Raw genomic sequence first — 21,214 nt, 5'->3', positions numbered from 1 at the left:
ACGCGCTTTCGCAGGGAGGGTTACAGAATGCGGGCAGGAGAAGCCCGCGTTCAGAAGAATTACGGCAGAACTTTTGCGGAGAGGATAACCACCGGTTTTGACGGCACATTCTGATACGGACCGACGTCGTGAGTAGGCACCTGAGAAATCTTGTCGGCCACGTCCATTCCTTTCACAATTTTACCGAACACCGCATAGCCGAAGTCGCGCTGGCCGTGGTCGAGGAAGGCGTTATCCGCCACGTTGAGGAAGAACTGGCTGGTCGCGCTGTCTTTGTCTGCGGTACGCGCCATGGAGATGGTACCGCGTTTGTTCAGCAGGCCGTTGTCCGCTTCGTTTTTGATTGGCGGGTTAGGCTGTTTCTGCTGCATCTGCTCGTTGAAGCCGCCGCCCTGCACCATAAAGCCTGGGATCACGCGGTGGAAGGTGGTGTTGTTATAGAAACCACTGTTCACGTAGTCGAGGAAGTTTTTCACAGAAACCGGAGCTTTCTGGCTATTCAGTTCCAGCTCAATGTTCCCGGCGGAGGTGGTCAGCAGAACGTGAGGGTCCCCTTTGGCTGCCAGCGCAGCAGGGGAAACGGCAGAAAGAGCAAACACAGCTGCGACAGCCGCCAGTGTTGATTTGAGCATGAGAATTCCTTAACAAAGCGCAGTATAAAAAGCGAATGGCTTGATTCTAAAGAGCAGTATGAACGGAGACCAGCCTTTTACCTAATTTTACGAAATTGAAACAGTTGTAACCGCGCAAACGGTTGGCTTTGGCGCCATTTTGTGTGATCGAGATCACACAAAAACATGCAATGAAGTTCTAATTTCTCTTAAAAGATATGAATAGATCACTTTAATGTCTAAAATCTGCCCGCTCTCAGCGCCCTCCTGGGCGCTTTTCTTTTTCTGAACAGGCCAGACATGACTAACAGCAATCGCATCAAGCTCACATGGATCAGCTTCTTCTCCTACGCTCTGACCGGCGCGTTGGTGATCGTCACCGGGATGGTGATGGGGAATATCGCAGACTACTTCCAGCTGCCCGTTTCCAGCATGAGTAACACCTTCACCTTCCTCAACGCGGGGATCCTGATCTCTATCTTCCTGAATGCCTGGCTGATGGAAATCGTCCCGCTGAAAACCCAGCTGCGCTTTGGCTTTGTGCTGATGGTCGCCGCCGTGGCGGGCCTGATGCTGAGCCACAGCATCGCCCTGTTCTCCGCCGCCATGTTCGTGCTCGGTCTGGTGAGCGGGATCACCATGTCGATCGGTACGTTCCTCATTACCCACATGTATGAAGGCCGCCAGCGCGGCGCGCGTCTGCTGTTTACCGACTCCTTCTTCAGCATGGCCGGAATGATTTTCCCGATGGTCGCGGCCGTTCTGCTGGCGCGCAGCATCGAGTGGTACTGGGTCTATGCCTGCATCGGCCTGGTCTACGTGGCGATCTTTATTCTGACCTTCGGCTGCGAGTTCCCGGTGCTGGGCAAGAAAGCGCAAACCACCGCCGAGCCCGTTGCGAAAGAAAAATGGGGCATCGGCGTGCTGTTCCTCTCCGTTGCCGCCCTGTGCTACATCCTGGGCCAGCTGGGCTTTATCTCCTGGGTACCGGAGTACGCCAAAGGTCTGGGCATGAGCCTGAACGACGCGGGTAAACTGGTGAGCGATTTCTGGATGTCTTACATGTTCGGCATGTGGGCGTTTAGCTTCATCCTGCGCTTCTTCGACCTGCAGCGCATTCTGACCGTGCTGGCCGGGCTGGCGACCGTGCTGATGTACCTGTTCATCAACGGTTCACCGGAGCATATGCCGTGGTTCATTCTGACCCTGGGCTTCTTCTCCAGCGCCATTTATACCTCGATCATCACCCTGGGCTCTCTGCAGACCAAAGTGGCCTCGCCGAAGCTGGTTAACTTCGTCCTGACCTGCGGCACCATCGGCACCATGCTGACCTTCGTGGTCACTGGCCCGATCGTGGCCCACAGCGGCCCGCTGGCGGCGCTGCACACCGCCAACGGTCTGTATGCCGTGGTGTTCATCATGTGCTTCATCCTGGGCTTCGTGACCCGCCACCGCCAGCACAACGCGGCAGCAGCGTCTCACTAACCCCTACGCCCCTTTGCGCTCGGCAGAGGGGCTGTTTCTGGCAAAGCTTACCTCTTCTCCCCCGACGTCCGTCTGGATCCACGTCTGCGCCAGCTGCGTCGTGGCGATCACCCGTCCCTGACGAATCGACCAGCGCACCGGCACCTGACAGCGCACAGCTTCAAACCCGCTCTCGGCAGGCAGAATAATCAGGTTCGCCGGGTTACCTGTCTTAATGCCGTAATCGCTCAGGCCGAAGGTCCGGGCGCTGTTATGGGTGATGAGATTCAGGCCGCTGTCGATTTGCGGATAGCCCATCATCTGACAGACGTGCAGCCCCATATGCAGCACCTGCAGCATGTTGCCGATGCCGAGCGGGTACCACGGGTCGAAGACGTCGTCATGACCGAAGCAGACGTTAATGCCCGCTTCCTGTAGCTCTTTCACCCGGGTGATGCCGCGGCGCTTCGGATAGTCATCAAAGCGCCCCTGCAGGTGAATATTGACCAGCGGGTTAGCGACGAAGTTAATTCCCGACATTTTCAGCAGACGGAACAGCCGCGAGGTGTAAGCGCCGTTGTAGGAGTGCATGGCGGTGGTGTGGCTGGCCGTCACGCGCGGGCCGATACCGGCCTCATAGGCCAGCGCTGCCACCGTCTCGACAAACCGCGACTGCTCGTCGTCGATTTCATCGCAGTGGATATCCAGCGGACGGTCATACTTCTTCGCCAGTTCAAAAGCGATATGCAGCGACTGCACGCCATACTCGCGGGTGAACTCGAAGTGTGGGATCGCCCCCACCACGTCGGCGCCCAGCTTTAACGCCTCTTCCAGCAGCGCCGCGCCGTTCGGGTAAGAGAGGATACCTTCCTGCGGGAACGCGACGATTTGCAGCGTTACCCACGGGGCAACCTCCTGCTTCACCTCCAGCATCGCCTTCAGGGCGGTGAGCGTCGGGTCAGAGACATCCACATGGGTGCGGACAAACTGGATGCCGTTGGCAATTTGCCACTTCAGCGTTTTCCAGGCGCGCGCTTTAACATCCTCATGGCTGAGTAACGCCTTGCGCTCCGCCCAGCGCTCAATGCCCTCAAACAGCGTGCCGGACTGGTTCCAGTTCGGCTCACCCGCGGTCTGGGTCGTATCAAGATGGATATGCGGCTCAATGAACGGCGGGATCGCAAGCCCGCCGCGCGCGTTCAATACTTCATAACTTTCGGCGTGGGTGTCGTCCATCGGGGTGATGTCACCAAATCGCCCGTTCTCAATGGCGAGCTGCCACAGCCCTTCCTGACCCGGTAAACGAACATTCTGAACAAGCCATAACGGTGCTGTAGACATACCCTTCCCCTAAAAAATGCCGCTGATATTCAGGCGTATCGATTTTGGCAAAACTGCCCCTGATTTGTACACAAATTCAACGAGCGCGAAAAGCCTGCGATTTCCGCTACTTATAAAAATCCTGACAAATCAGTCATATACCACCTAAGGAGTAGGCGAAGACGTATTTGATTTGCATCAATAAGCGCCCCTGCTGAATCGTTAAGGTAGGCAATAATAGAAAAGAAATCGAGGCAATAATGAGCAAAGTCAGACTCGCTATCATCGGTAACGGCATGGTCGGCCACCGCTTTATTGAGGATCTTCTCGATAAGGCCGATGCTGAGCAGTTCGATATTACCGTGTTCTGTGAAGAACCCCGCAAGGCGTACGACCGTGTGCACCTGTCTTCCTACTTCTCCCATCATACCGCCGAAGAGCTCTCTCTGGTGCGCGAAGGTTTCTACGAGAAGCATGGCGTAAAAGTGCTGGTGGGCGAACGCGCTATCACCATCAATCGTCAGGAAAAAGTGATCCACTCCAGCGCCGGGCGTACGGTTTTTTACGACAAGCTGATCATGGCGACGGGCTCCTATCCGTGGATCCCGCCGATCAAAGGCTCGGAAACTCAGGATTGCTTCGTCTACCGTACCATTGAAGACCTCAACGCCATCGAATCCTGCGCCCGTCGCAGCCGTCGCGGCGCAGTAGTCGGCGGCGGTCTGCTGGGTCTGGAAGCGGCAGGCGCGCTGAAGAACCTCGGCGTTGAAACCCACGTCATCGAATTTGCCCCGATGCTGATGGCCGAACAGCTCGACCACATGGGCGGTGACCAGCTGCGTCGTAAAATCGAAAGCATGGGCGTGAAGGTTCACACCAGCAAGAACACCAAAGAGATCGTTCAGGAAGGGACTGAAGCGCGTAAAACCATGCGCTTTGCCGACGGCAGCGAGCTGGAAGTGGACTTCATCGTCTTCTCCACCGGTATTCGTCCGCGCGACAAGCTGGCGACCCAGTGCGGTCTGGCCGTGGCGCAGCGCGGCGGGATCATGATCAACGACACCTGCCAGACCTCCGATCCGGATATCTACGCGATTGGCGAATGCGCCAGCTGGAATAACCGCGTCTACGGTCTGGTGGCGCCGGGCTACAAAATGGCGCAGGTCGCCGTGGACCATATCCTCGGCAGCGAAAACGCGTTTACCGGTGCAGACATGAGCGCCAAGCTGAAGCTGCTGGGCGTGGACGTGGGAGGCATTGGCGATGCGCATGGCCGCACCCCGAATTCCCGCAGCTATGTCTATCTCGACGAAAGCAAAGAAGTCTACAAACGCCTCATCGTTAGCCAGGACAACAAAACTCTGCTCGGTGCAGTGCTGGTGGGCGACACCAGCGACTTCGGCAACCTGCTGCAGCTGGTGCTGAACGCCATAGAGCTGCCGGAAAACCCGGACGCGCTGATCCTCCCGGCGCACGCGTCCAGCGGCAAGCCGTCTATCGGCGTGGATAAACTGCCGGACAGCGCGCAAATTTGCTCCTGCTTCGACGTCACCAAAGGCATGCTGATCTCCGCCATCAACAAAGGTTGCCACACCGTGGCGGCGCTGAAAGCGGAAACCAAAGCCGGTACCGGCTGCGGCGGCTGTATTCCGCTGGTCACTCAGGTGCTGAACGCCGAGCTGGCAAAACAGGGCATCGAAGTGAACAACAACCTGTGCGAGCACTTCGCATATTCTCGCCAGGAGCTGTACCACCTGATCCGCGTGGAGGGCATTAAGTCCTTTGACGAGCTGCTGGCGAAGCACGGTCAGGGCTACGGCTGCGAAGTGTGTAAACCGACCGTCGGCTCCCTGCTGGCCTCCTGCTGGAACGAGTACGTGCTCAAGCCCGAGCATACGCCGCTGCAGGACACCAACGATAACTTCCTGGCGAACATCCAGAAAGACGGTACCTACTCCGTGATCCCGCGTTCCGCTGGGGGCGAAATCACGCCGGAAGGGCTGGTGGCCGTGGGCCGTATTGCGCGTGAATTTAACCTGTACACAAAAATCACCGGCTCCCAGCGTATCGGCCTGTTTGGCGCGCAGAAAGACGATCTGCCGGAAATCTGGCGTCAGCTGATTGAAGCCGGCTTCGAAACCGGTCACGCGTATGCCAAAGCGCTGCGCATGGCGAAAACCTGCGTGGGCAGCACCTGGTGCCGCTACGGCGTGGGCGACAGCGTGGGCTTCGGCGTGGAGCTGGAAAACCGCTACAAAGGCATCCGCACCCCGCACAAAATGAAGTTTGGCGTCTCCGGCTGTACCCGCGAATGTGCGGAAGCGCAGGGTAAAGACGTGGGTATCATCGCCACCGAGAAAGGCTGGAACCTGTACGTCTGCGGCAACGGCGGGATGAAGCCACGCCATGCGGACCTGCTGGCGGCGGATCTCGATCGCGACACGCTGATTCAGTATCTCGACCGCTTCATGATGTTCTATATCCGCACCGCCGATAAGCTGACCCGTACCGCTTCCTGGCTCGATAATCTGGAAGGCGGCATCGATTACCTGAAATCGGTGATCATCGACGACAAGCTGGGTCTGAACGAACATCTGGAAGCGGAGATGGCGCGCCTGCGCGAGGCGGTGATCTGCGAGTGGACTGAAACCGTCAACACCCCGGCGGCGCAGACGCGCTTCAAACACTTCATCAACAGCGCCCAGCGCGACCCGAACGTACAGGTTGTGCCGGAGCGTGAACAGCATCGTCCGGCGACACCGTATGAACGAATTCCGGTCACGCTGGTGGAGGAAAACGCATGAGCCAGTGGATAAACATTTGCGATATTAACGACATCATCCCGGCCACCGGCGTATGCGCGCTGCTGGGAAGCGAGCAGGTTGCGATTTTCCGCCCTCGCCACGATGAACAGGTTTTTGCCATCAGCAATATCGACCCGTTCTTCGAGGCCAGCGTGCTCTCCCGCGGACTGATTGCCGAGCATCAGGGCGAACTGTGGGTCGCCAGCCCGCTGAAAAAGCAGCGTTTCCGCTTAAGCGACGGATACTGCATGGAAGATGAGAGTCATTCAGTGAAGCACTATGATGTCCGCGTGAAGGACGGCAAGGTGCAGCTGAAAGGCTAATCCTCCGCCTTTTCAATACGAAAAGCTTATGACCCCTTATGGGTAACGGCAGGAAAAACCGTATGTTTTGTACGATTCCTGCTGTTATCCTGACGTCAATTCTTACCCCCTCCATGAAAGCTGCGAGGTAACGTCGTGGATCACCTGCCGATTTTCTGTCAATTACGCAACCGCGACTGCCTGCTCGTGGGCGGCGGCGACGTGGCTGAACGCAAAGCGCGCCTGCTGTTAGAGGCTGGCGCCCGGCTCACCGTCAACGCCCTCACCTTCGCCCCACAGTTTGAGGTCTGGGCCCAGGAAGGGATGCTCACGCTGGAACAGGGTGAGTTTAATGAATCTCTGCTCGATACCTGCTGGCTGACGATTGCCGCGACGGATGATGATGAAGTGAACCAGCGCGTCAGCGACGCCTGCGAAGTGCGCCGAATCTTCTGCAACGTGGTGGATGCGCCGAAAGAGGCCAGCTTTATCATGCCGTCGATTATCGACCGCTCGCCGCTGATGATTGCGGTATCGTCCGGCGGACGCTCGCCGGTTCTCGCCCGCCTGCTGCGGGAAAAGCTGGAGGCCGTGCTGCCGCAGCACCTTGGTCAGATTGCCCATTACGCCGGGCAGCTCCGCTCCCGCGTGAAGCAAACCTTCTCGACCGTTGGCGAGCGCCGTCGCTTCTGGGAAAAATTCTTTGTGAACGACAGGCTGGCGCAGTCGCTGGCGAATCAGGACACCAAAGCCGTTGAAGAGACGACCGAACAGCTGCTGAGCGAGCCGCTGGACCATCGCGGCGAAGTGGTGCTGGTGGGCGCAGGCCCCGGCGATGCAGGCTTGCTGACGCTGAAAGGGCTACAGCAGATCCAGCAGGCCGATACCGTGGTTTACGATCGCCTGGTCTCCGATGACATCATGAACCTGGTACGCCGCGATGCCGACCGCGTCTTCGTGGGCAAACGGGCGGGCTATCACTGCGTGCCGCAGGAGGAGATTAACCAGATCCTGCTGCGCGAGGCGCAGAAAGGTAAGCGCGTGGTGCGCCTTAAGGGTGGCGATCCTTTTATCTTTGGTCGCGGCGGCGAGGAGCTGGAAACCCTGTGTGACGCGGGCATTCCGTTCTCCGTGGTGCCGGGCATTACGGCGGCATCCGGCTGCTCAGCTTACTCTGGCATTCCGCTGACCCACCGCGACTATGCCCAGAGCGTGCGTCTGGTAACGGGCCATCTGAAAACCGGCTGCGAGCTGGACTGGCATAACCTGGCCGCGGAAAAGCAGACGCTGGTCTTCTACATGGGGCTAAACCAGGCCGCTACGATTCAGGCGAAGCTGCTGGAGCACGGCATGGAGGCTGATATGCCGGTTGCGCTGGTGGAAAACGGTACGTCCATCAAGCAACGCGTGGTGGATGGCGTACTGACGCAGCTCGGTGAACTGGCGCAGCAGGTCGAAAGCCCGGCGCTGATTGTGGTGGGTCGCGTGGTTGAGCTGCGCGAGAAGCTGAACTGGTTCTCAAATCACTAACGCATATTCTTCCTTTGCGGAGTAGTCCTTATGCGGACTACTCCCCTCTTACCGCTGTCGATAACATACCGCCCTGAAGTGGAATTTCTCCTTTTATTCCCTTGAGTTACATCCAACTTTCGTTTTTAAGACAAGGAATGCGTATGTTCAAACTGGCAAAAGCCGCCGTTCTGGTTGGCCTGTTATCGACTCTGACTGCCTGCACCGGTCATGTACAGAACACCAAAAATAACTGCAGCTACGATTACCTGCTGCACCCGGCGATCTCCATTTCGAAGATCATCGGCGGTTGCGGCCCGGCGGCGCAGCAGTAAGCGATTTTCAGGCGTAAAAAAACCGGGATTTCCCGGTTTTTTAGTTTAGGGAAGTGCGGTCTGATGCCTTCACCCTGACCCTCTCCCACAGGCAGAGGGAACAAACCCTAAAAACGGTAACGTGGTTACCGTTTTGCTTTTACCTACGGTTTACCCACAAACCCAATCGCTTCGTACACCGCTTTCAGGGTTTCGGACGCACGCGCGCTGGCTTTTTCCGCGCCGTCTTTCATCACCTTCTGCAGGAAAGCTTCGTCGTTACGGTAGCGGTGATAACGCTCCTGCAGCTCGGTCAGCATACCGGAAACGGCGTCTGCCACTTCACCTTTCAGGTGGCCGTACATCTTGCCTTCGAAGTGTTTTTCCAGTTCAGGAATGCTCTGGCCAGTCACGCCGGAGAGGATATCCAGCAGGTTGGAAACACCCGCTTTGTTCTGCACGTCGTAGCGCACCACAGGCGGCTCGTCAGAGTCGGTGACCGCGCGCTTGAGCTTTTTGACGACGGATTTCGGATCTTCCAGCAGGCCGATAACGTTGTTGCGGTTATCGTCAGACTTGGACATCTTCTTGGTCGGCTCCAGCAGCGACATCACGCGCGCGCCGGACTTCGGAATAAACGGCTCTGGCACTTTGAACACATCGCCGTAAATCGCGTTAAAGCGCTGGGCGATATCGCGGCTCAGCTCCAGATGCTGCTTCTGGTCTTCACCCACCGGTACCTGGTTGGTTTGATACAGCAGGATGTCTGCCGCCATCAGCACCGGATAGTCGAACAGACCGGCGTTGATGTTTTCAGAGTAGCGTGCGGATTTATCCTTGAACTGCGTCATGCGGCTCAGCTCGCCGAAATAGGTGTAGCAGTTCAGCGCCCAGCCCAGCTGCGCGTGCTCCGGCACGTGAGACTGAACGAAAATGGTGCTCTTCTCAGGATCGATGCCGCAGGCCAGGTACAGCGCCAGCGTATCCAGGGTGGCTTTACGCAGCTTCTCAGGATCCTGACGCGCGGTAATCGCGTGGAGATCGACGATGCAGTAAATGCAATGGTACTCATCCTGCATGCTGACCCACTGACGTAACGCACCCATGTAGTTACCAATGGTCAATTCACCTGAAGGCTGTGCGCCACTAAAAACGATGGGCTTAGTCATTATTCAATTCCTGATGTTCACTGTGCGAAAGCCCGAGTGCGGGCAACAAATCTTTGAAGTGGTCGAAGACCACATCCGGCTCACTTAGCGTGATGGCTTCACCGTAGTTGTAGCCATAGGTTAATCCGACGGAAGGACACCCTGCCGCTCGGGCAGCCAGAATATCATTGCGCGAATCCCCAACAAAGAGCAGCTCCGCAGGGGTTAAGGATAATTTTCCTGCCACCAGCAACAGCGGTTCCGGATGCGGCTTTTTGTTCTGCACGTCGTCGCCGCCCACAATCACGGAGAAATACTTAGCGATATCCAGCGCTTCCAGCAGAGGCGCAACAAACGGCGTCGGTTTGTTGGTCACCAGCCCCAGCGGAATGCCCTTCGCGTGCAGCGCGCTCAGCGTTTCCTGAACGTCCGGGAACAGGAAGCTGCCCTCCTCGACGGTCTCTTCGTAGAAACGATCGAACAGTTTGCGCAGAATCCGCAGCTGCTCATCCTTAGGGATGTCAGCGTGGTCAACGCTCGGTTTACCCTGCGCGGAACGCTGCGACGCGCGCTCCTGACGCGCCCACGTCAACGCGCGCTCCATCAGAACATCGGCACCGTTGCCAATCCACGTTACCACGCGCTCTTCCCCCGCAACGGGGAGTTCAAGGGCGTACAGCGCCTGGTCTACGGCGCTCGTTAAGCCCGGCGCGCTGTCGACCAGCGTGCCGTCGAGGTCAAATGCGATACCCCGAATTGCCTGCAATTTATCCATGACTTACCTTCGCCAGCTCGCGGCGCATTTCATCAATGACTTTTTTGTAATCCGGTTGGTCGAAAATGGCTGAACCGGCAACAAACATATCCGCACCGGCTGCCGCAATTTCACCAATGTTATTCACTTTCACACCGCCGTCCACTTCCAGACGAATATCGTAGCCTGACTCGTCAATACGACGGCGCACCTCACGCAGCTTATCCAGCGTGTGGGGGATAAACGACTGACCGCCAAAGCCCGGGTTAACGGACATCAGCAGAATCACATCCAGCTTGTCCATGACATAGTCGAGATAGCTCAGCGGCGTGGCCGGATTAAACACCAGGCCCGCCTTGCAGCCGTTCTCTTTGATCAGCTGCAGCGTGCGGTCCACGTGTTCAGAGGCTTCCGGATGGAAAGTGATGATGCTGGCACCCGCTGCGGCGAAATCAGGCACGATGCGATCGACAGGCTTCACCATCAGGTGGACGTCGATCGGGGCGGTAATGCCGTAGTTACGCAGCGCCTTGAGCACCATTGGGCCAATGGTCAGGTTAGGGACATAGTGGTTATCCATCACGTCGAAATGGACCACATCTGCGCCAGCCGCGAGAGCTTTGGCGGTGTCTTCACCCAGGCGGGCAAAATCGGCCGACAGAATTGAGGGAGCAATCAAAAACTGTTTCATCCGCTTCTCCTTGAAATGTGTTTACCGGCGGGCAAAACGGCTCAGGGGCGATAAAGAGCCAGAAGTTCGTCCACCTTTTTACGTGTGCCGCCGTTGCTGCTAATGCTACGCCGCACTTTGACCTGAAAATGCTTCGCGGCTTTGTACCATTCGCGCGTATCAGGCGTGTCGTGATTCGAAATTAACACCGGAATTCTTTTGCTGACCAGCTTTTCCGCCATCTCCGCCAGACGGGCCTGTTCGGCCGGGCTGAAGCTGTTGGTGTGATAAGCGGTGAAATTCGCCGTTGCAGACAGTGGTGCGTAAGGCGGGTCACAGTAAACCACCGAGTTTACGCCTGCCAGTTCCATACACTCTTCATATGAGAGGCAATGAAACTCTGCGTTCTGCGCTTTTTCGGCAAAGTGATACAGCTCGTCCTGCGGGAAATACGGACGCTTATAGCGACCAAACGGCACGTTAAATTCCCCGCGCAGGTTATAGCGGCACAGGCCGTTGTAACCATGACGGTTGAGATAGAGGAACAGCAACGCTCTGCGGAACGGATCCTGGCTCTGATTAAACTCGGTGCGGAACTGGTAGTAAACGTCCGGGTGATTATTCTCCGGCGTAAACAGTTTGCGCGCCTCTGCGACATACTCTTCGGTACGCAGCTTAACAATGTTATAGAGGCTGATAAGGTCGTTGTTGATATCCGCCAGGATATAACGAGAAAAATCGGTGTTGAGGAACACCGATCCCGCACCTACGAAAGGCTCGATTAGACACTCGCCTTTTGGCAGGTGCTTTTTAATATCATCGAGCAGGGGGTATTTCCCCCCTGCCCATTTCAGAAAAGCGCGATTTTTTTTCATGCTGACTAACTGATTACACCTTCTCCGGCTGTGGAGAAAGCTCCGACAGCATCCTGCGCTTTAAACATTACTTCAGATCGGCCTGAACCTGATGAATCGGCTTCGCCCATGGGTTTTTCGCCTGAACATCAGCTGGCAGTGCCGCTACGGCACGTTTCGCTTCATCTTTGGACGAATAAACGCCGCTGACCAGCACATACCACGGCTGACCGTTGCGGGTCGTCTGATAAACAACGTAGTTTTTCAGATTTGATTTCTTCGCCCAACCGTTGAGGTTGTCATAGTTAGACGAACTGCTCAGCTGCAGCGTGTAGTTGCTGGATGGCGCAGACTTCAGCGAGCCAACGTTACCTGCCGTTTTGCCTGCTGCGGCGCTGGAGGCTGCTGCCGTGGCTGCCGGAGCTGTTGCTGCAGGTGCAGCTGTGGTCGCCGTTGCTTTCGGCGCGGTCTGCGTGACTGGCGCTTTAGCAGGCTCGCTCACCGCAGCCGTTTCGGTGTGTTTCGGCTGTGCCGGTGCAGCTTTCACTTCAGGCGCTTTCACGACTGCCTGAGGTTTGGTTTCACGCTTAGGCTCAATCACCGCCTGCTTACGTTCAGGACGCGTCGCAGCTTGCGTCTGGCGCGGTTTGGTTTCCGTCGCAGCCGTTTGTGGCTGAGCGTTACCACCGCGAATCGGGGCAACGGTTGCCGGCTCAGTTGGCAGCGTAGAGTTAACCACGACGTTATCAACCTGCTGCTGGTTCTGCGGCTGCGTCAGCGCATTGTTCAGATCTCCCTGAACTTCTACGCGCTGCTGGCCTTCAGGCGTAGCAGGTGCCTGACCCTGAGCAGGGGTTGAAGAAACGGGCGGTAGAGAGACATCCTGCGGCGCGGTGGTGTTACCTGCGGTCTGCTCGGCGGAAGTGGCACCCGGCGCTGGCTGTGCACCATTCGCCTGGTTGGACGCATCGTTACCGGAAAGGTTGATGCTCTTCTCAGCGGAAGCAGTTTGCTCGGTTGAGTTCGTTGACGGTGCTTTAAGCGCGGAGCCAATGCCGACAATCAGCAGCACAAGCACCAGAATGCCAAGGCCCATCATAATGTACTGGCGGGAAGCCGGTTTCGGCGCAGCGGCTTTTTTACGTTTACGCGGGCGACGCTCTACAGGCTGTTCGTCCATTGAATCTTCTTCGGACTCATAATCCTCTTCTGCTCGCTCTTCGTGCGCGTTGCGGCTGCGCGAAGGGCGACGATCGTCTGCATCCAGATCAACATCGTCAAAGTTGATCTGCGGCTCGTTATCACGTTCTGAAGATTGACGAGAACGACCAGTACGACGATCGCTGGGATCGGGTTTCAGCTCGTCTTCTGGTTTGAATTCATCCATTTAACACCCCACTCAAAGGCTTATGCTAACGACTTTGCATTTCACCTGAAGCTAAACGACCACCTGCGACAGTGGCCTGACCTTTCTAGTTGTTACGCCTGCTGACAATCAGCGATAGCGCCAAGAACGACATCGTGCGGCACTCCGCCGCGCACTTCACTCTTCCCTATTGCAAGCGGGAGTACAAGACGCATCTCACCTGCCAATACTTTTTTATCGCGCATCATGTGGGGTAAATACGCTTGCGCCGACATCTCCTGCGGCCCGGTTACCGGCAAACCTGCACGTTCAAGCAGCGCAATGATGCGCGCCGTCTCTTCAGGTTTAAACTGCCCCAGACGTTCAGAGGTGCGGGCTGCCATGACCATACCGGCCGCGACGGCTTCACCGTGCAGCCAGTTGCCATAACCCATCTCGGCTTCAATGGCATGGCCAAACGTATGCCCAAGATTCAGTAAAGCACGTAAGCCCGTTTCACGCTCGTCTGCTGCAACAACTTCTGCTTTCAGTTCACAACAACGACGAATGCAGTATGCCAGTTTAGCCTCATCCAGGCACAGCAGCGCATCCATATTCTCTTCAAGCCAGCTAAAGAACTCGCCATCAAGAATAATGCCGTATTTGATCACTTCCGCCAGACCCGAAGCCAGCTCGCGCTTCGGCAGCGTTTTCAGACAGTCGAGATCGACCACCACCGATGCGGGCTGGTAGAACGCGCCAATCATGTTTTTGCCGAGCGGATGGTTGACTGCCGTTTTGCCACCCACAGAGGAGTCGACCTGGGACAGCAACGTGGTCGGGATTTGAATAAAACGGACGCCACGTTGATAGCTTGCGGCCGCAAAGCCGGTCAGATCGCCCACAACACCGCCACCCAGAGCAAGCAGTGTTGTATCGCGACCGTGCGGTTTTTGCAGCAATGCGGTAAAGACGGTATCCAGCACCGTCAGGCTTTTATACTGCTCGCCATCGGGGAGAATCACACTGTCGACTTTTACGCCCGCCTGCTCAAGCAGGTGGCGTACGCGGTCGAGATAAAGCGGAGCCAGCGTCTCATTGGTGACCAGCATCGCCTGATCACCCGCTTTCAGTGGTAAAAAGGAAGCTGGGTCGTTAAACAAACCAGCCGCGATGGTGATAGGGTAACTACGTTCCCCGAGAGTAACTGTAATCCTCTCCATGACGCGACATCCACCTTTAATGCTTTTACCCGCAGGCGAGTGTATATAAAGCCAGAATCAGTTGCTTTCCAGCATATGAATAATCTGGTTTGCAACCACTTTAGCGCTCTGGTCGTCAGTACGAATGGTCACGTCGGCAATCTCTTCATACAGCGGATTGCGTTCATCGGCCAACGCTTCCAGAACTTCGCGTGGTGGCGTTTCAACCTGCAGCAGCGGGCGCTTTTTATCGCGCTGCGTACGTGCCAGCTGTTTCTCGATGGTCGTCTCAAGATAGACCACTACGCCACGGGCGGAGAGACGGTTACGGGTTTCGCGAGATTTCACAGAACCGCCGCCTGTTGCCAGAACGATGCCCTGTTTTTCCGTGAGTTCGTTGATCACTTTTTCTTCTCGGTCACGGAAACCTTCTTCGCCTTCTACATCGAAAACCCAGCCCACATCAGCTCCGGTTCGTTTCTCAATCTCTTGATCAGAATCGTAAAATTCCATATTGAGTTGTTGAGCTAACTGACGCCCAATAGTGCTTTTGCCGGCACCCATAGGCCCAACCAGAAAGATATTGCGTTTCTCTGCCATTTTATCGGTACTACTAAGACTATTCGTTAATGGTAATCCCCGCTTCGCAGACACCCAGCGTAGCAGGACATGAACTGAAACCTCATATGCAATAGAGCGAGAGTCAGACTAAAAATTATCTCAATACTCCGGCTTGTTTGGCAACTGATTAAATCACCGCGTCGGGCGCATAAGGTAATAAGACGTAAGTCCAACTCAAATCGGTACTCCTTGTATGCTAATTCATGCCCCACGTCAAACATCTGCAACAAACTGAATGCAAAATCATTGCGGGGATCGTTACCCGTCAGCGAATACCGACCAGACGTGGTGTAATAAACACCACTAGCTCGCGCCGTTCATTATCCTTACCATCGTGGCGAAAAAGCTGTCCAAGCCAGGGGATTTTCCCCAGCCCAGGCACGCTGTCGCTGCCGGTTTTGTTCTTCTGCGAAAAAATGCCTCCCAACGCCAGCGTTTCTCCACTTTTTACCTCCACCTGGGTTTCTATCTCCTGTTTGTCGATCGCCAGCGTTTCGCCGTCAGCCTGCTGCAGAACCTGTCCCGGCATATTTTCGCTGATGTGCAATTTCAGGCGCACGCGCCCACCCGGTAAGACCACCGGTGTGACCTCCATTCCTAATACCGCCTCTTTAAACTCAACGGAGGTTGCCCCGCTTTCACCGCTTGAGACCTGATACGGGATTTCACTCCCCTGCTTGATGCTGGCCGGCTGCATATGCGAGGCCAGCAGCCGCGGGCTGGCGATGATATCGACCTGCTGTTTTTGCTCCAGCGCAGAGAGCTCCAGATCCAGCAGCCGACCATTGATCCGTCCGATGTTAAAACCCACGTGGCTGGTGGCGCTGGCGACGGATAGATCGCTGCCAAGCGTGGTGAGCTGGCCAACCTTGCCCGCGTCGGCGGCGTCGGCGAGATTCCACTTCACCCCCAGCTCACGCAGGCTTTTTTCATTAATGGTCACAATATGCGCCGCCAGCTCGACCTGTTCGACGGGAATATCCATCTGAGCGGCCCAGCGCTGCAGCGTCTCCACCACCGTCTGGTTATCCCGAATCAGCAGCCGGTTGGTGCGTTTGTCGAGAGACAAACTTCCCTTTGGGCTCAGGAGCTTTTCCGCGTCTTTTTGCAGCTCTCCGGCATCGGCATAGGACAAAGCGATGCTGTGAGACACCAGCGGCGCATCAAGCTGTCGACGCGTTCGCTCCTGTTCTGAACGTTCCTGCTGCTCACGCTGCCAGGCCGCGGTATGCACATAAAAAATGCCGCCCTCCTCTCGCAAAACAAGGCCAGCGCTGGTGGCAACCGTCTGTAACGCTTGACGCCAGGGGACGCGCGTCAGGTTGAGCGAAAGCGTGCCGCCGACGTCAGGCGATATCACCAGATTTCGGTTCTCCTGTGCAACCAGGCTCTGCAGCACCTGGACTACAGGCACGTCATCCACCACCAGCGTGACCGGTTTTGGCGCGGCGGCCCACAGCGGATGGCTGAACGCCAGCAGCCACAGCATTATCCGTAAATTCATTCTTATTCGTTCCTTCTCGTTGCCACGTCCATGTTCCTGGTTCACATGTGTCACCCACATCAACAACCAGTTCCGTTTCATTGATGGCTGTTATCGTCCAGCCTGCCGGGAAGCGCTCATGCATTTTCAGGCGGTACCAGCGCTTTTGCCCATCCTGTAAAATGCCGATAGCCTGCTGTCCTCCCACCATGCCGCGGTAGCGCCACTGCGCCAGCTCGCCTATGGCGCAGGGATCGTCCGGCGGGCGAAACGGATCGCGCATGCCGGTCAATAGCAGCGCTGAGCAAACCAGCAAATATCGCGCGCTATTTCGCATGTTCCAGCTCCAGCCGCAGGCGCAACGCTGTACCTTGTGGTGCAATCGCGAAAGCGGCGATCTGCACATCCCGCTGCGCCAGCCGGGAAAAAAGCGCCGGGAGAGCCTGCCACTTCACCTCCAGCATCAGTTCCCCTCCGTTCTGCAGCGGCTTCCAGTGAACCAGCGTCGCGTTATCGCCCTGAAAATCGAGCGAGGAAAACGCCGTCAGCGCCAGTGTGTCCGTTGTTTCCGGACGAAACGGCACCTTTCTGACGGCAGGCCATAACGCCGCGTTCGTCCTTGCGTCCTGAATCATCTGTCGCTGTCGTTCAGCACACTGTCTGTCTAGCGGTCTGAGCAAGGTGCCCCACGCGGCCAGTCCTGCCAGGAGACTCCCCAGACACCAAAAAAGCACCCGATACCAGGGACGGCTTTCGCACCAGCGTTCTAACAGGGTATCCATGCATTACCCCTCGCTTTTAAGATGGAGGGTGAACATCCACCGCCCCTGGCTGTCCTGCCGAAGCTCACCCGCCGTTCCGGGCGTAAAACCCGCTATTTGGCCCAGCGCATCGCGCAGAACAGACAGGGCTGGCAGGGTTATGGCATACCCGCTCAGCGTCAGAGCAGGAGGCTGATAGCGAAGCTCTGTCAGCCAGACCTGTGAAGGAGTGGCGCGGGAAAGGGACTCCAGCACCGGTTGCCATGCGCGTTGTTGAAGGGTCTGCGCTGGCTTCTGCGCCTGTGAGGCGAGTTTCTGCCGGGAGGCAAGCGCGTGCTGCACGGTCTGCGTTCCCGTCAGCTCCGTTTGCAGCGCGTGCAGCCTCATAAGAGGGTTTATCCGCAGGCAGAAAATGATCGCGAACATTAACAGCATGGTGCCGACACACATTCCGCCCCATAAGCGCAGGCATCGCGCGCGCCGCTGTTGTCGCCAGGGCAGAAAGTTCATGATGCTCATCCGGGCACCTCGCTCATTGCCAACGCCAGCGCAACGGTATAATCAGCGCCGCAGTCCGGTAGCGGGGCATGGCAGCGTTCCAGGATTTCCCACGGATCACGTCGGCTATCAAACAGCGCGATGTCATCCGAACCAAGCCCCAGCAGCGCTGAAAGCTCAGACACGTTTTCGGCTTCTGTGGTAATGCGGCGTCCCCACTGGTGGCGCATCGCCCACAGCCACTGCCGATCGTCCCGCCAGGCGACGCACGTCGCTGGCGCCACCGCGGGAAGAAGATTCGCCAGCGCGCTGGCATCCGGCGTAATGGCCACCAGCCGCAAACGCAGCGTTTTCGCCAGCGCCAGTAGGGTGTCGATCTCGTTGTTTTGCGCGGCGGTCACGTGAAAGGTATTGCTGAAGGTATCCTGCGCGTAATCGAAACAGAGCGTATCAGCAGACATCTCCAGTTCGCGCGCGAGCGCCGCACCAAGCCATGAGAGCTGCTCGCTGTCGCGCAGCGCAACGGTCGGGCGGGGGAGCGCCCGTTGCAGAGTGCGTGCTGCCGGGAAAGAGAGGAATGCCCGATGGTAGTGCGGCAGCGTTTTGCGCCAGTCGCGTAACGCATCAACCAGCTGTTCTGGCTGACAAATTTTGCCGTCACGAATGATGCCCTCGTCCAGAGGAATCGCCCACCAGCGGCGCATGCACCAGCCCAACTTCTCCCGGGCCAGGGCGACGATCAGCACCCTATCCTGTTGAATATGAACGCCCGTTTGCCATATTTTGAAAGCCATGCTTCACGATCTCCTTATCGCCCGTCGGGTTGACGGCTATATCAATGAATCAGGCTTGCCTTTATACTACCGCGCGATTGTTTAGAAACTGCCCAAGTGAAACCAAATGGGAAATCTCCGGTGAAGTTCGTAAAGTATTTATTCATCCTTGCAGTCTGTTGCATTCTGCTGGGAGCAGGCTCGATTTACGGTTTGTACAAATATATTGAGCCACAGCTACCTGATGTCGCCACGCTTCGCGATGTGCGCCTCCAGATCCCGATGCAAGTCTATAGCGCCGATGGCGAGCTGATGGCGCAGTATGGCGAGAAGCGTCGTATTCCGCTGACCTTAAACCAAATTCCACCCGTGATGGTGAAAGCCTTTATCGCCACGGAGGACAGCCGTTTTTACGAGCACCACGGTGTCGATCCGGTGGGGATTTTCCGTGCCGCGAGCATTGCGTTATTCTCTGGTCACGCCTCTCAGGGGGCGAGTACCATTACGCAGCAGCTGGCGCGTAACTTCTTCCTCAGCCCTGAAAAGACGCTGATACGTAAGATCAAAGAGGTGTTCCTCGCGATCCGTATTGAGCAGCTGCTGAGCAAAGACGAAATCCTTGAGCTGTACCTCAACAAAATCTACCTGGGTTACCGAGCCTATGGCGTGGGGGCTGCCGCACAGGTGTACTTCGGTAAGCCCGTTGAGCAACTCACCTTAAGCGAAATGGCAACCATTGCTGGTCTGCCGAAAGCGCCGTCCACGTTTAACCCGCTCTACTCGCTCGATCGCGCCACCGCGCGCCGTAACGTCGTTCTGTCACGTATGCTGAGCGAAGGCTACATCAGCCAGAGCGAGTACGACCAGGCGCGTAACGATGTGATTGACGCTAACTACCACGCCCCTGAAATCGCCTTCGCATCCCCTTACCTGACCGAAATGGTTCGTCAGGAGATGGTGAATCGCTATGGTGACAAGGCCTATGAAGATGGCTATCGCGTGTACACCACCGTCACCCGTAAGGTCCAGCAGGCGGCTCAGGAAGCGGTGCGGAACAACGTGATGGACTACGATATGCGTCACGGCTATCGCGGCCCGTCAAACGTGCTCTGGAAAGTGGGCGAAAGCGCGTGGGACAGTAAAAAAATCACCAGTACGCTGAAGGCGCTGCCAACCTATGGTCCGCTCCTTCCTGCCGTGGTGACGCAGGCCGATCCTCAGGAAGCCGTTGCGACGCTCGCGGACGGTACTTCCGTCTCGCTGCGTATGGACGGTATCCGCTGGGCGCGTCCTTACCGCTCGGATACCCTGCAGGGCGCAACGCCGCGTAAAGTGACCGATGCCGTGCAGACCGGGCAGCAAATCTGGGTGCGTAAGGTAGGCGAATCCTGGTGGCTGGCACAGGTGCCGGACGTTAACTCGGCCCTGGTCTCTATCAATCCACAGAACGGTGCCATCCTGGCCCTGGTCGGCGGGTTTGATTTCAACCAGAGCAAATTTAACCGCGCCACCCAGGCGCTGCGTCAGGTCGGTTCCAATATCAAACCGTTCCTCTACACGGCAGCGATGGATAAAGGCTTGACCCTCGCCAGCATCCTTAACGACGTGCCAATCTCCCGCTGGGATGCCGGTGCCGGTTCCGACTGGCAGCCGAAGAACTCCCCTGCGGAGTATGCCGGCCCAATTCGTCTCCGTCAGGGCCTGGGACAGTCGAAAAACGTGGTGATGGTGCGCGCCATGCGCGCGATGGGCGTCGACTATGCCGCAGAGTATCTGCAGCGCTTCGGTTTCCCGGCGCAGAACATCGTTCGCACCGAGTCGCTGGCGTTAGGCTCCGCCTCGTTTACGCCGCTTCAGGTCGCACGCGGGTACTCGGTGATGGCCAACGGCGGCTTCCTGATTGATCCGTACTTCATCAGCAAGATTGAAAACGATCAGGGCGGCGTACTGTTCGAAGCGAAGCCGAAGATTGCCTGCCCTGACTGCGATATTCCGGTCATTTATGGCAATACGCCGAAATCCGACGTGCTTGAAAACAAGGACATGGAAGACCCTGCCGTGTCTCAGGAGCAGCAGAACGGCGTCGTGCCGCAGCCGCAGCTCGAGCAGGCTAACCAGTCTCTGGTGGCACAGACCGGCGCGCCGGAGTATGCCCCGCATGTGATCAACACGCCGCTGTCCTTCCTGATCAAAAGCGCGCTGAACACCAACATCTTCGGTGAACCGGGCTGGCAGGGCACAGGCTGGCGCGCAGGGCGTGATTTGCAGCGCCATGATATCGGCGGTAAAACGGGGACAACCAACAGCTCGAAAGACGCGTGGTTCTCCGGCTACGGCCCGGGCGTGGTGACATCGGTTTGGATCGGTTTCGACGATCACCGCCGTGACTTAGGTCGTACAACGGCCTCCGGCGCGATTAAGGATCAGATCTCCGGCTACGAAGGCGGTGCGAAGAGCGCGCAGCCGGCCTGGGACGCCTACATGAAGTCCGTTCTTGAAGGCGTGCCGGAGCAGCCGTTAACGCCACCGCCAGGCGTGGTGACGTTTAATATCGACCGCAGCACCGGTCAGCTCGCCAACGGCGGTAATAGTCGCGAAGAGTATTTCATCGAGGGCACGCAGCCAACCACGCAGGCGGTGCACGAGGTGGGGACAGAGATTATTGATAACGGCGAGACGCACGAGCTGTTCTGACAACAAAGCAAAACGGCAACCTCTGGTTGCCGTTTTTGTGTTTGCTCCCTCTCCCGTGGGAGAGGGTTGGGGTGAGGGCATCAGGCC

The 21,214-nt window shown here is 57.0% G+C and carries 20 protein-coding genes; 6 read left to right on the top strand and 14 right to left on the bottom strand.

Annotation, left to right across the window (positions count from 1 at the left end; translation table 11 throughout):
* Positions 1–59: 59 nt before the first annotated feature.
* A complete protein-coding gene (ppiA, locus tag AC1VYI_RS03275; RefSeq protein WP_023309471.1) occupies positions 60–632 on the bottom strand; it encodes a peptidylprolyl isomerase A in 573 nt (190 codons plus the stop codon).
* Between the two features lie 279 nt (positions 633–911).
* Between ppiA and tsgA the strand changes: the two genes are divergently transcribed.
* Positions 912–2,096, top strand: coding sequence for an MFS transporter TsgA (gene tsgA, locus AC1VYI_RS03270; protein WP_045357612.1), 1,185 nt, complete (start codon positions 912–914; stop codon positions 2,094–2,096).
* A 3-nt stretch (positions 2,097–2,099) separates the two neighbouring features.
* Here tsgA and AC1VYI_RS03265 read toward each other — a convergent pair whose 3' ends face one another.
* Positions 2,100–3,416, bottom strand: a complete 1,317-nt coding sequence (locus AC1VYI_RS03265) for a cytosine deaminase (protein WP_134867071.1) — start codon at positions 3,414–3,416, stop codon at positions 2,100–2,102.
* A gap of 239 nt (positions 3,417–3,655) precedes the next feature.
* Between AC1VYI_RS03265 and nirB the strand changes: the two genes are divergently transcribed.
* The 4 genes from nirB (at position 3,656) to AC1VYI_RS03245 (ending at position 8,345) form a co-directional block, all read left to right on the top strand.
* Positions 3,656–6,199 carry a nitrite reductase large subunit NirB gene (gene nirB, locus AC1VYI_RS03260; protein ID WP_134867070.1) on the top strand — a complete coding sequence of 848 codons (2,544 nt, stop codon included), beginning with the start codon at positions 3,656–3,658 and terminating at the stop codon, positions 6,197–6,199.
* The gene (gene nirD / locus AC1VYI_RS03255) at positions 6,196–6,522 is read left to right on the top strand and encodes a nitrite reductase small subunit NirD (protein ID WP_023309475.1); all 327 of its coding nucleotides are present in this window, start codon (positions 6,196–6,198) and stop codon (positions 6,520–6,522) included. The genes nirB and nirD overlap by 4 nt, the downstream gene beginning before the upstream one ends.
* 135 nt (positions 6,523–6,657) lie before the next feature.
* Positions 6,658–8,031, top strand: coding sequence for a siroheme synthase CysG (cysG, locus tag AC1VYI_RS03250; RefSeq protein ID WP_045357620.1), 1,374 nt, complete (start codon positions 6,658–6,660; stop codon positions 8,029–8,031).
* A 143-nt stretch (positions 8,032–8,174) separates the two neighbouring features.
* Positions 8,175–8,345, top strand: a complete 171-nt coding sequence (locus tag AC1VYI_RS03245; RefSeq protein ID WP_008503029.1) for a YhfL family protein — start codon at positions 8,175–8,177, stop codon at positions 8,343–8,345.
* Between the two features lie 143 nt (positions 8,346–8,488).
* Here the strand turns inward: AC1VYI_RS03245 and trpS are convergent, their stop codons facing one another.
* From trpS to AC1VYI_RS03185, 12 genes are all read right to left on the bottom strand, one after another.
* Positions 8,489–9,493, bottom strand: a complete 1,005-nt coding sequence (gene trpS, locus AC1VYI_RS03240; protein WP_023309477.1) for a tryptophan--tRNA ligase — start codon at positions 9,491–9,493, stop codon at positions 8,489–8,491.
* Entirely contained in the window at positions 9,486–10,247 is a 762-nt protein-coding gene (gene gph / locus AC1VYI_RS03235; RefSeq protein ID WP_033146807.1) for a phosphoglycolate phosphatase, read from the bottom strand. Before gph ends, trpS begins: the two co-directional genes overlap by 8 nt.
* Complete coding sequence (gene rpe / locus AC1VYI_RS03230; protein ID WP_024907923.1) at positions 10,240–10,917, bottom strand: ribulose-phosphate 3-epimerase; 678 nt, start codon at positions 10,915–10,917, stop codon at positions 10,240–10,242. The genes gph and rpe overlap by 8 nt, the downstream gene beginning before the upstream one ends.
* Before the next feature lie 41 nt (positions 10,918–10,958).
* Complete coding sequence (gene dam, locus AC1VYI_RS03225; RefSeq protein WP_023309480.1) at positions 10,959–11,771, bottom strand: adenine-specific DNA-methyltransferase; 813 nt, start codon at positions 11,769–11,771, stop codon at positions 10,959–10,961.
* A gap of 67 nt (positions 11,772–11,838) precedes the next feature.
* Positions 11,839–13,137 (bottom strand): cell division protein DamX, encoded by a 1,299-nt coding sequence (gene damX / locus AC1VYI_RS03220; protein WP_134867069.1) that lies wholly within the window; start codon positions 13,135–13,137, stop codon positions 11,839–11,841.
* Positions 13,138–13,229: 92 nt separating this feature from the next.
* A complete protein-coding gene (gene aroB, locus AC1VYI_RS03215) occupies positions 13,230–14,318 on the bottom strand; it encodes a 3-dehydroquinate synthase (protein WP_023309482.1) in 1,089 nt (362 codons plus the stop codon).
* A gap of 57 nt (positions 14,319–14,375) precedes the next feature.
* Complete coding sequence (aroK, locus tag AC1VYI_RS03210) at positions 14,376–14,897, bottom strand: shikimate kinase AroK (RefSeq protein ID WP_003861630.1); 522 nt, start codon at positions 14,895–14,897, stop codon at positions 14,376–14,378.
* 286 nt (positions 14,898–15,183) lie between these two features.
* Positions 15,184–16,407 carry a DNA uptake porin HofQ gene (gene hofQ, locus AC1VYI_RS03205; protein WP_223825985.1) on the bottom strand — a complete coding sequence of 408 codons (1,224 nt, stop codon included), beginning with the start codon at positions 16,405–16,407 and terminating at the stop codon, positions 15,184–15,186.
* The gene (locus AC1VYI_RS03200; protein ID WP_032667964.1) at positions 16,334–16,738 is read right to left on the bottom strand and encodes a HofP DNA utilization family protein; all 405 of its coding nucleotides are present in this window, start codon (positions 16,736–16,738) and stop codon (positions 16,334–16,336) included. Before AC1VYI_RS03200 ends, hofQ begins: the two co-directional genes overlap by 74 nt.
* Positions 16,728–17,183 carry a HofO family protein gene (locus AC1VYI_RS03195; RefSeq protein WP_134867068.1) on the bottom strand — a complete coding sequence of 152 codons (456 nt, stop codon included), beginning with the start codon at positions 17,181–17,183 and terminating at the stop codon, positions 16,728–16,730. The genes AC1VYI_RS03200 and AC1VYI_RS03195 overlap by 11 nt, the downstream gene beginning before the upstream one ends.
* 3 nt (positions 17,184–17,186) lie before the next feature.
* Positions 17,187–17,681 carry a PilN domain-containing protein gene (locus AC1VYI_RS03190; protein WP_023309485.1) on the bottom strand — a complete coding sequence of 165 codons (495 nt, stop codon included), beginning with the start codon at positions 17,679–17,681 and terminating at the stop codon, positions 17,187–17,189.
* Positions 17,678–18,454: a type IV pilus biogenesis protein PilM gene (locus tag AC1VYI_RS03185; RefSeq protein WP_023309486.1), complete on the bottom strand. Its 777-nt coding sequence runs from the start codon at positions 18,452–18,454 to the stop codon at positions 17,678–17,680. Before AC1VYI_RS03185 ends, AC1VYI_RS03190 begins: the two co-directional genes overlap by 4 nt.
* A 120-nt stretch (positions 18,455–18,574) precedes the next feature.
* Here AC1VYI_RS03185 and mrcA point away from each other — a divergent pair, with 120 nt between their 5' ends.
* Entirely contained in the window at positions 18,575–21,127 is a 2,553-nt protein-coding gene (gene mrcA, locus AC1VYI_RS03180) for a peptidoglycan glycosyltransferase/peptidoglycan DD-transpeptidase MrcA (protein ID WP_226484397.1), read from the top strand.
* Positions 21,128–21,214: the final 87 nt, after the last annotated feature.

This window comes from Enterobacter sp. QK-SA4 (genome assembly GCF_056856775.1).
Note: the sequence above shows the minus strand (reverse complement) of the source record. Positions and strands in the feature narration are given on the sequence as shown.

What these genes read in the sequence shown, in the direction of transcription:
- trpS (WP_023309477.1), bottom strand. Translation starts at nt 9,493, where the DNA reads ATGACTAAGCCCATCGTTTTTAGTGGCGCACAGCCTTCAGGTGAATTG.
- AC1VYI_RS03200 (WP_032667964.1), bottom strand. Translation starts at nt 16,738, where the DNA reads ATGCGAAATAGCGCGCGATATTTGCTGGTTTGCTCAGCGCTGCTATTG.
- AC1VYI_RS03245 (WP_008503029.1), top strand. Translation starts at nt 8,175, where the DNA reads ATGTTCAAACTGGCAAAAGCCGCCGTTCTGGTTGGCCTGTTATCGACT.
- hofQ (WP_223825985.1), bottom strand. Translation starts at nt 16,407, where the DNA reads ATGCTGTGGCTGCTGGCGTTCAGCCATCCGCTGTGGGCCGCCGCGCCA.
- nirB (WP_134867070.1), top strand. Translation starts at nt 3,656, where the DNA reads ATGAGCAAAGTCAGACTCGCTATCATCGGTAACGGCATGGTCGGCCAC.
- nirD (WP_023309475.1), top strand. Translation starts at nt 6,196, where the DNA reads ATGAGCCAGTGGATAAACATTTGCGATATTAACGACATCATCCCGGCC.
- AC1VYI_RS03195 (WP_134867068.1), bottom strand. Translation starts at nt 17,183, where the DNA reads ATGGATACCCTGTTAGAACGCTGGTGCGAAAGCCGTCCCTGGTATCGG.
- ppiA (WP_023309471.1), bottom strand. Translation starts at nt 632, where the DNA reads ATGCTCAAATCAACACTGGCGGCTGTCGCAGCTGTGTTTGCTCTTTCT.
- tsgA (WP_045357612.1), top strand. Translation starts at nt 912, where the DNA reads ATGACTAACAGCAATCGCATCAAGCTCACATGGATCAGCTTCTTCTCC.
- AC1VYI_RS03265 (WP_134867071.1), bottom strand. Translation starts at nt 3,416, where the DNA reads ATGTCTACAGCACCGTTATGGCTTGTTCAGAATGTTCGTTTACCGGGT.
- gph (WP_033146807.1), bottom strand. Translation starts at nt 10,247, where the DNA reads ATGGATAAATTGCAGGCAATTCGGGGTATCGCATTTGACCTCGACGGC.
- aroB (WP_023309482.1), bottom strand. Translation starts at nt 14,318, where the DNA reads ATGGAGAGGATTACAGTTACTCTCGGGGAACGTAGTTACCCTATCACC.
- rpe (WP_024907923.1), bottom strand. Translation starts at nt 10,917, where the DNA reads ATGAAACAGTTTTTGATTGCTCCCTCAATTCTGTCGGCCGATTTTGCC.
- AC1VYI_RS03185 (WP_023309486.1), bottom strand. Translation starts at nt 18,454, where the DNA reads ATGGCTTTCAAAATATGGCAAACGGGCGTTCATATTCAACAGGATAGG.
- dam (WP_023309480.1), bottom strand. Translation starts at nt 11,771, where the DNA reads ATGAAAAAAAATCGCGCTTTTCTGAAATGGGCAGGGGGGAAATACCCC.
- AC1VYI_RS03190 (WP_023309485.1), bottom strand. Translation starts at nt 17,681, where the DNA reads ATGAGCATCATGAACTTTCTGCCCTGGCGACAACAGCGGCGCGCGCGA.
- damX (WP_134867069.1), bottom strand. Translation starts at nt 13,137, where the DNA reads ATGGATGAATTCAAACCAGAAGACGAGCTGAAACCCGATCCCAGCGAT.
- aroK (WP_003861630.1), bottom strand. Translation starts at nt 14,897, where the DNA reads ATGGCAGAGAAACGCAATATCTTTCTGGTTGGGCCTATGGGTGCCGGC.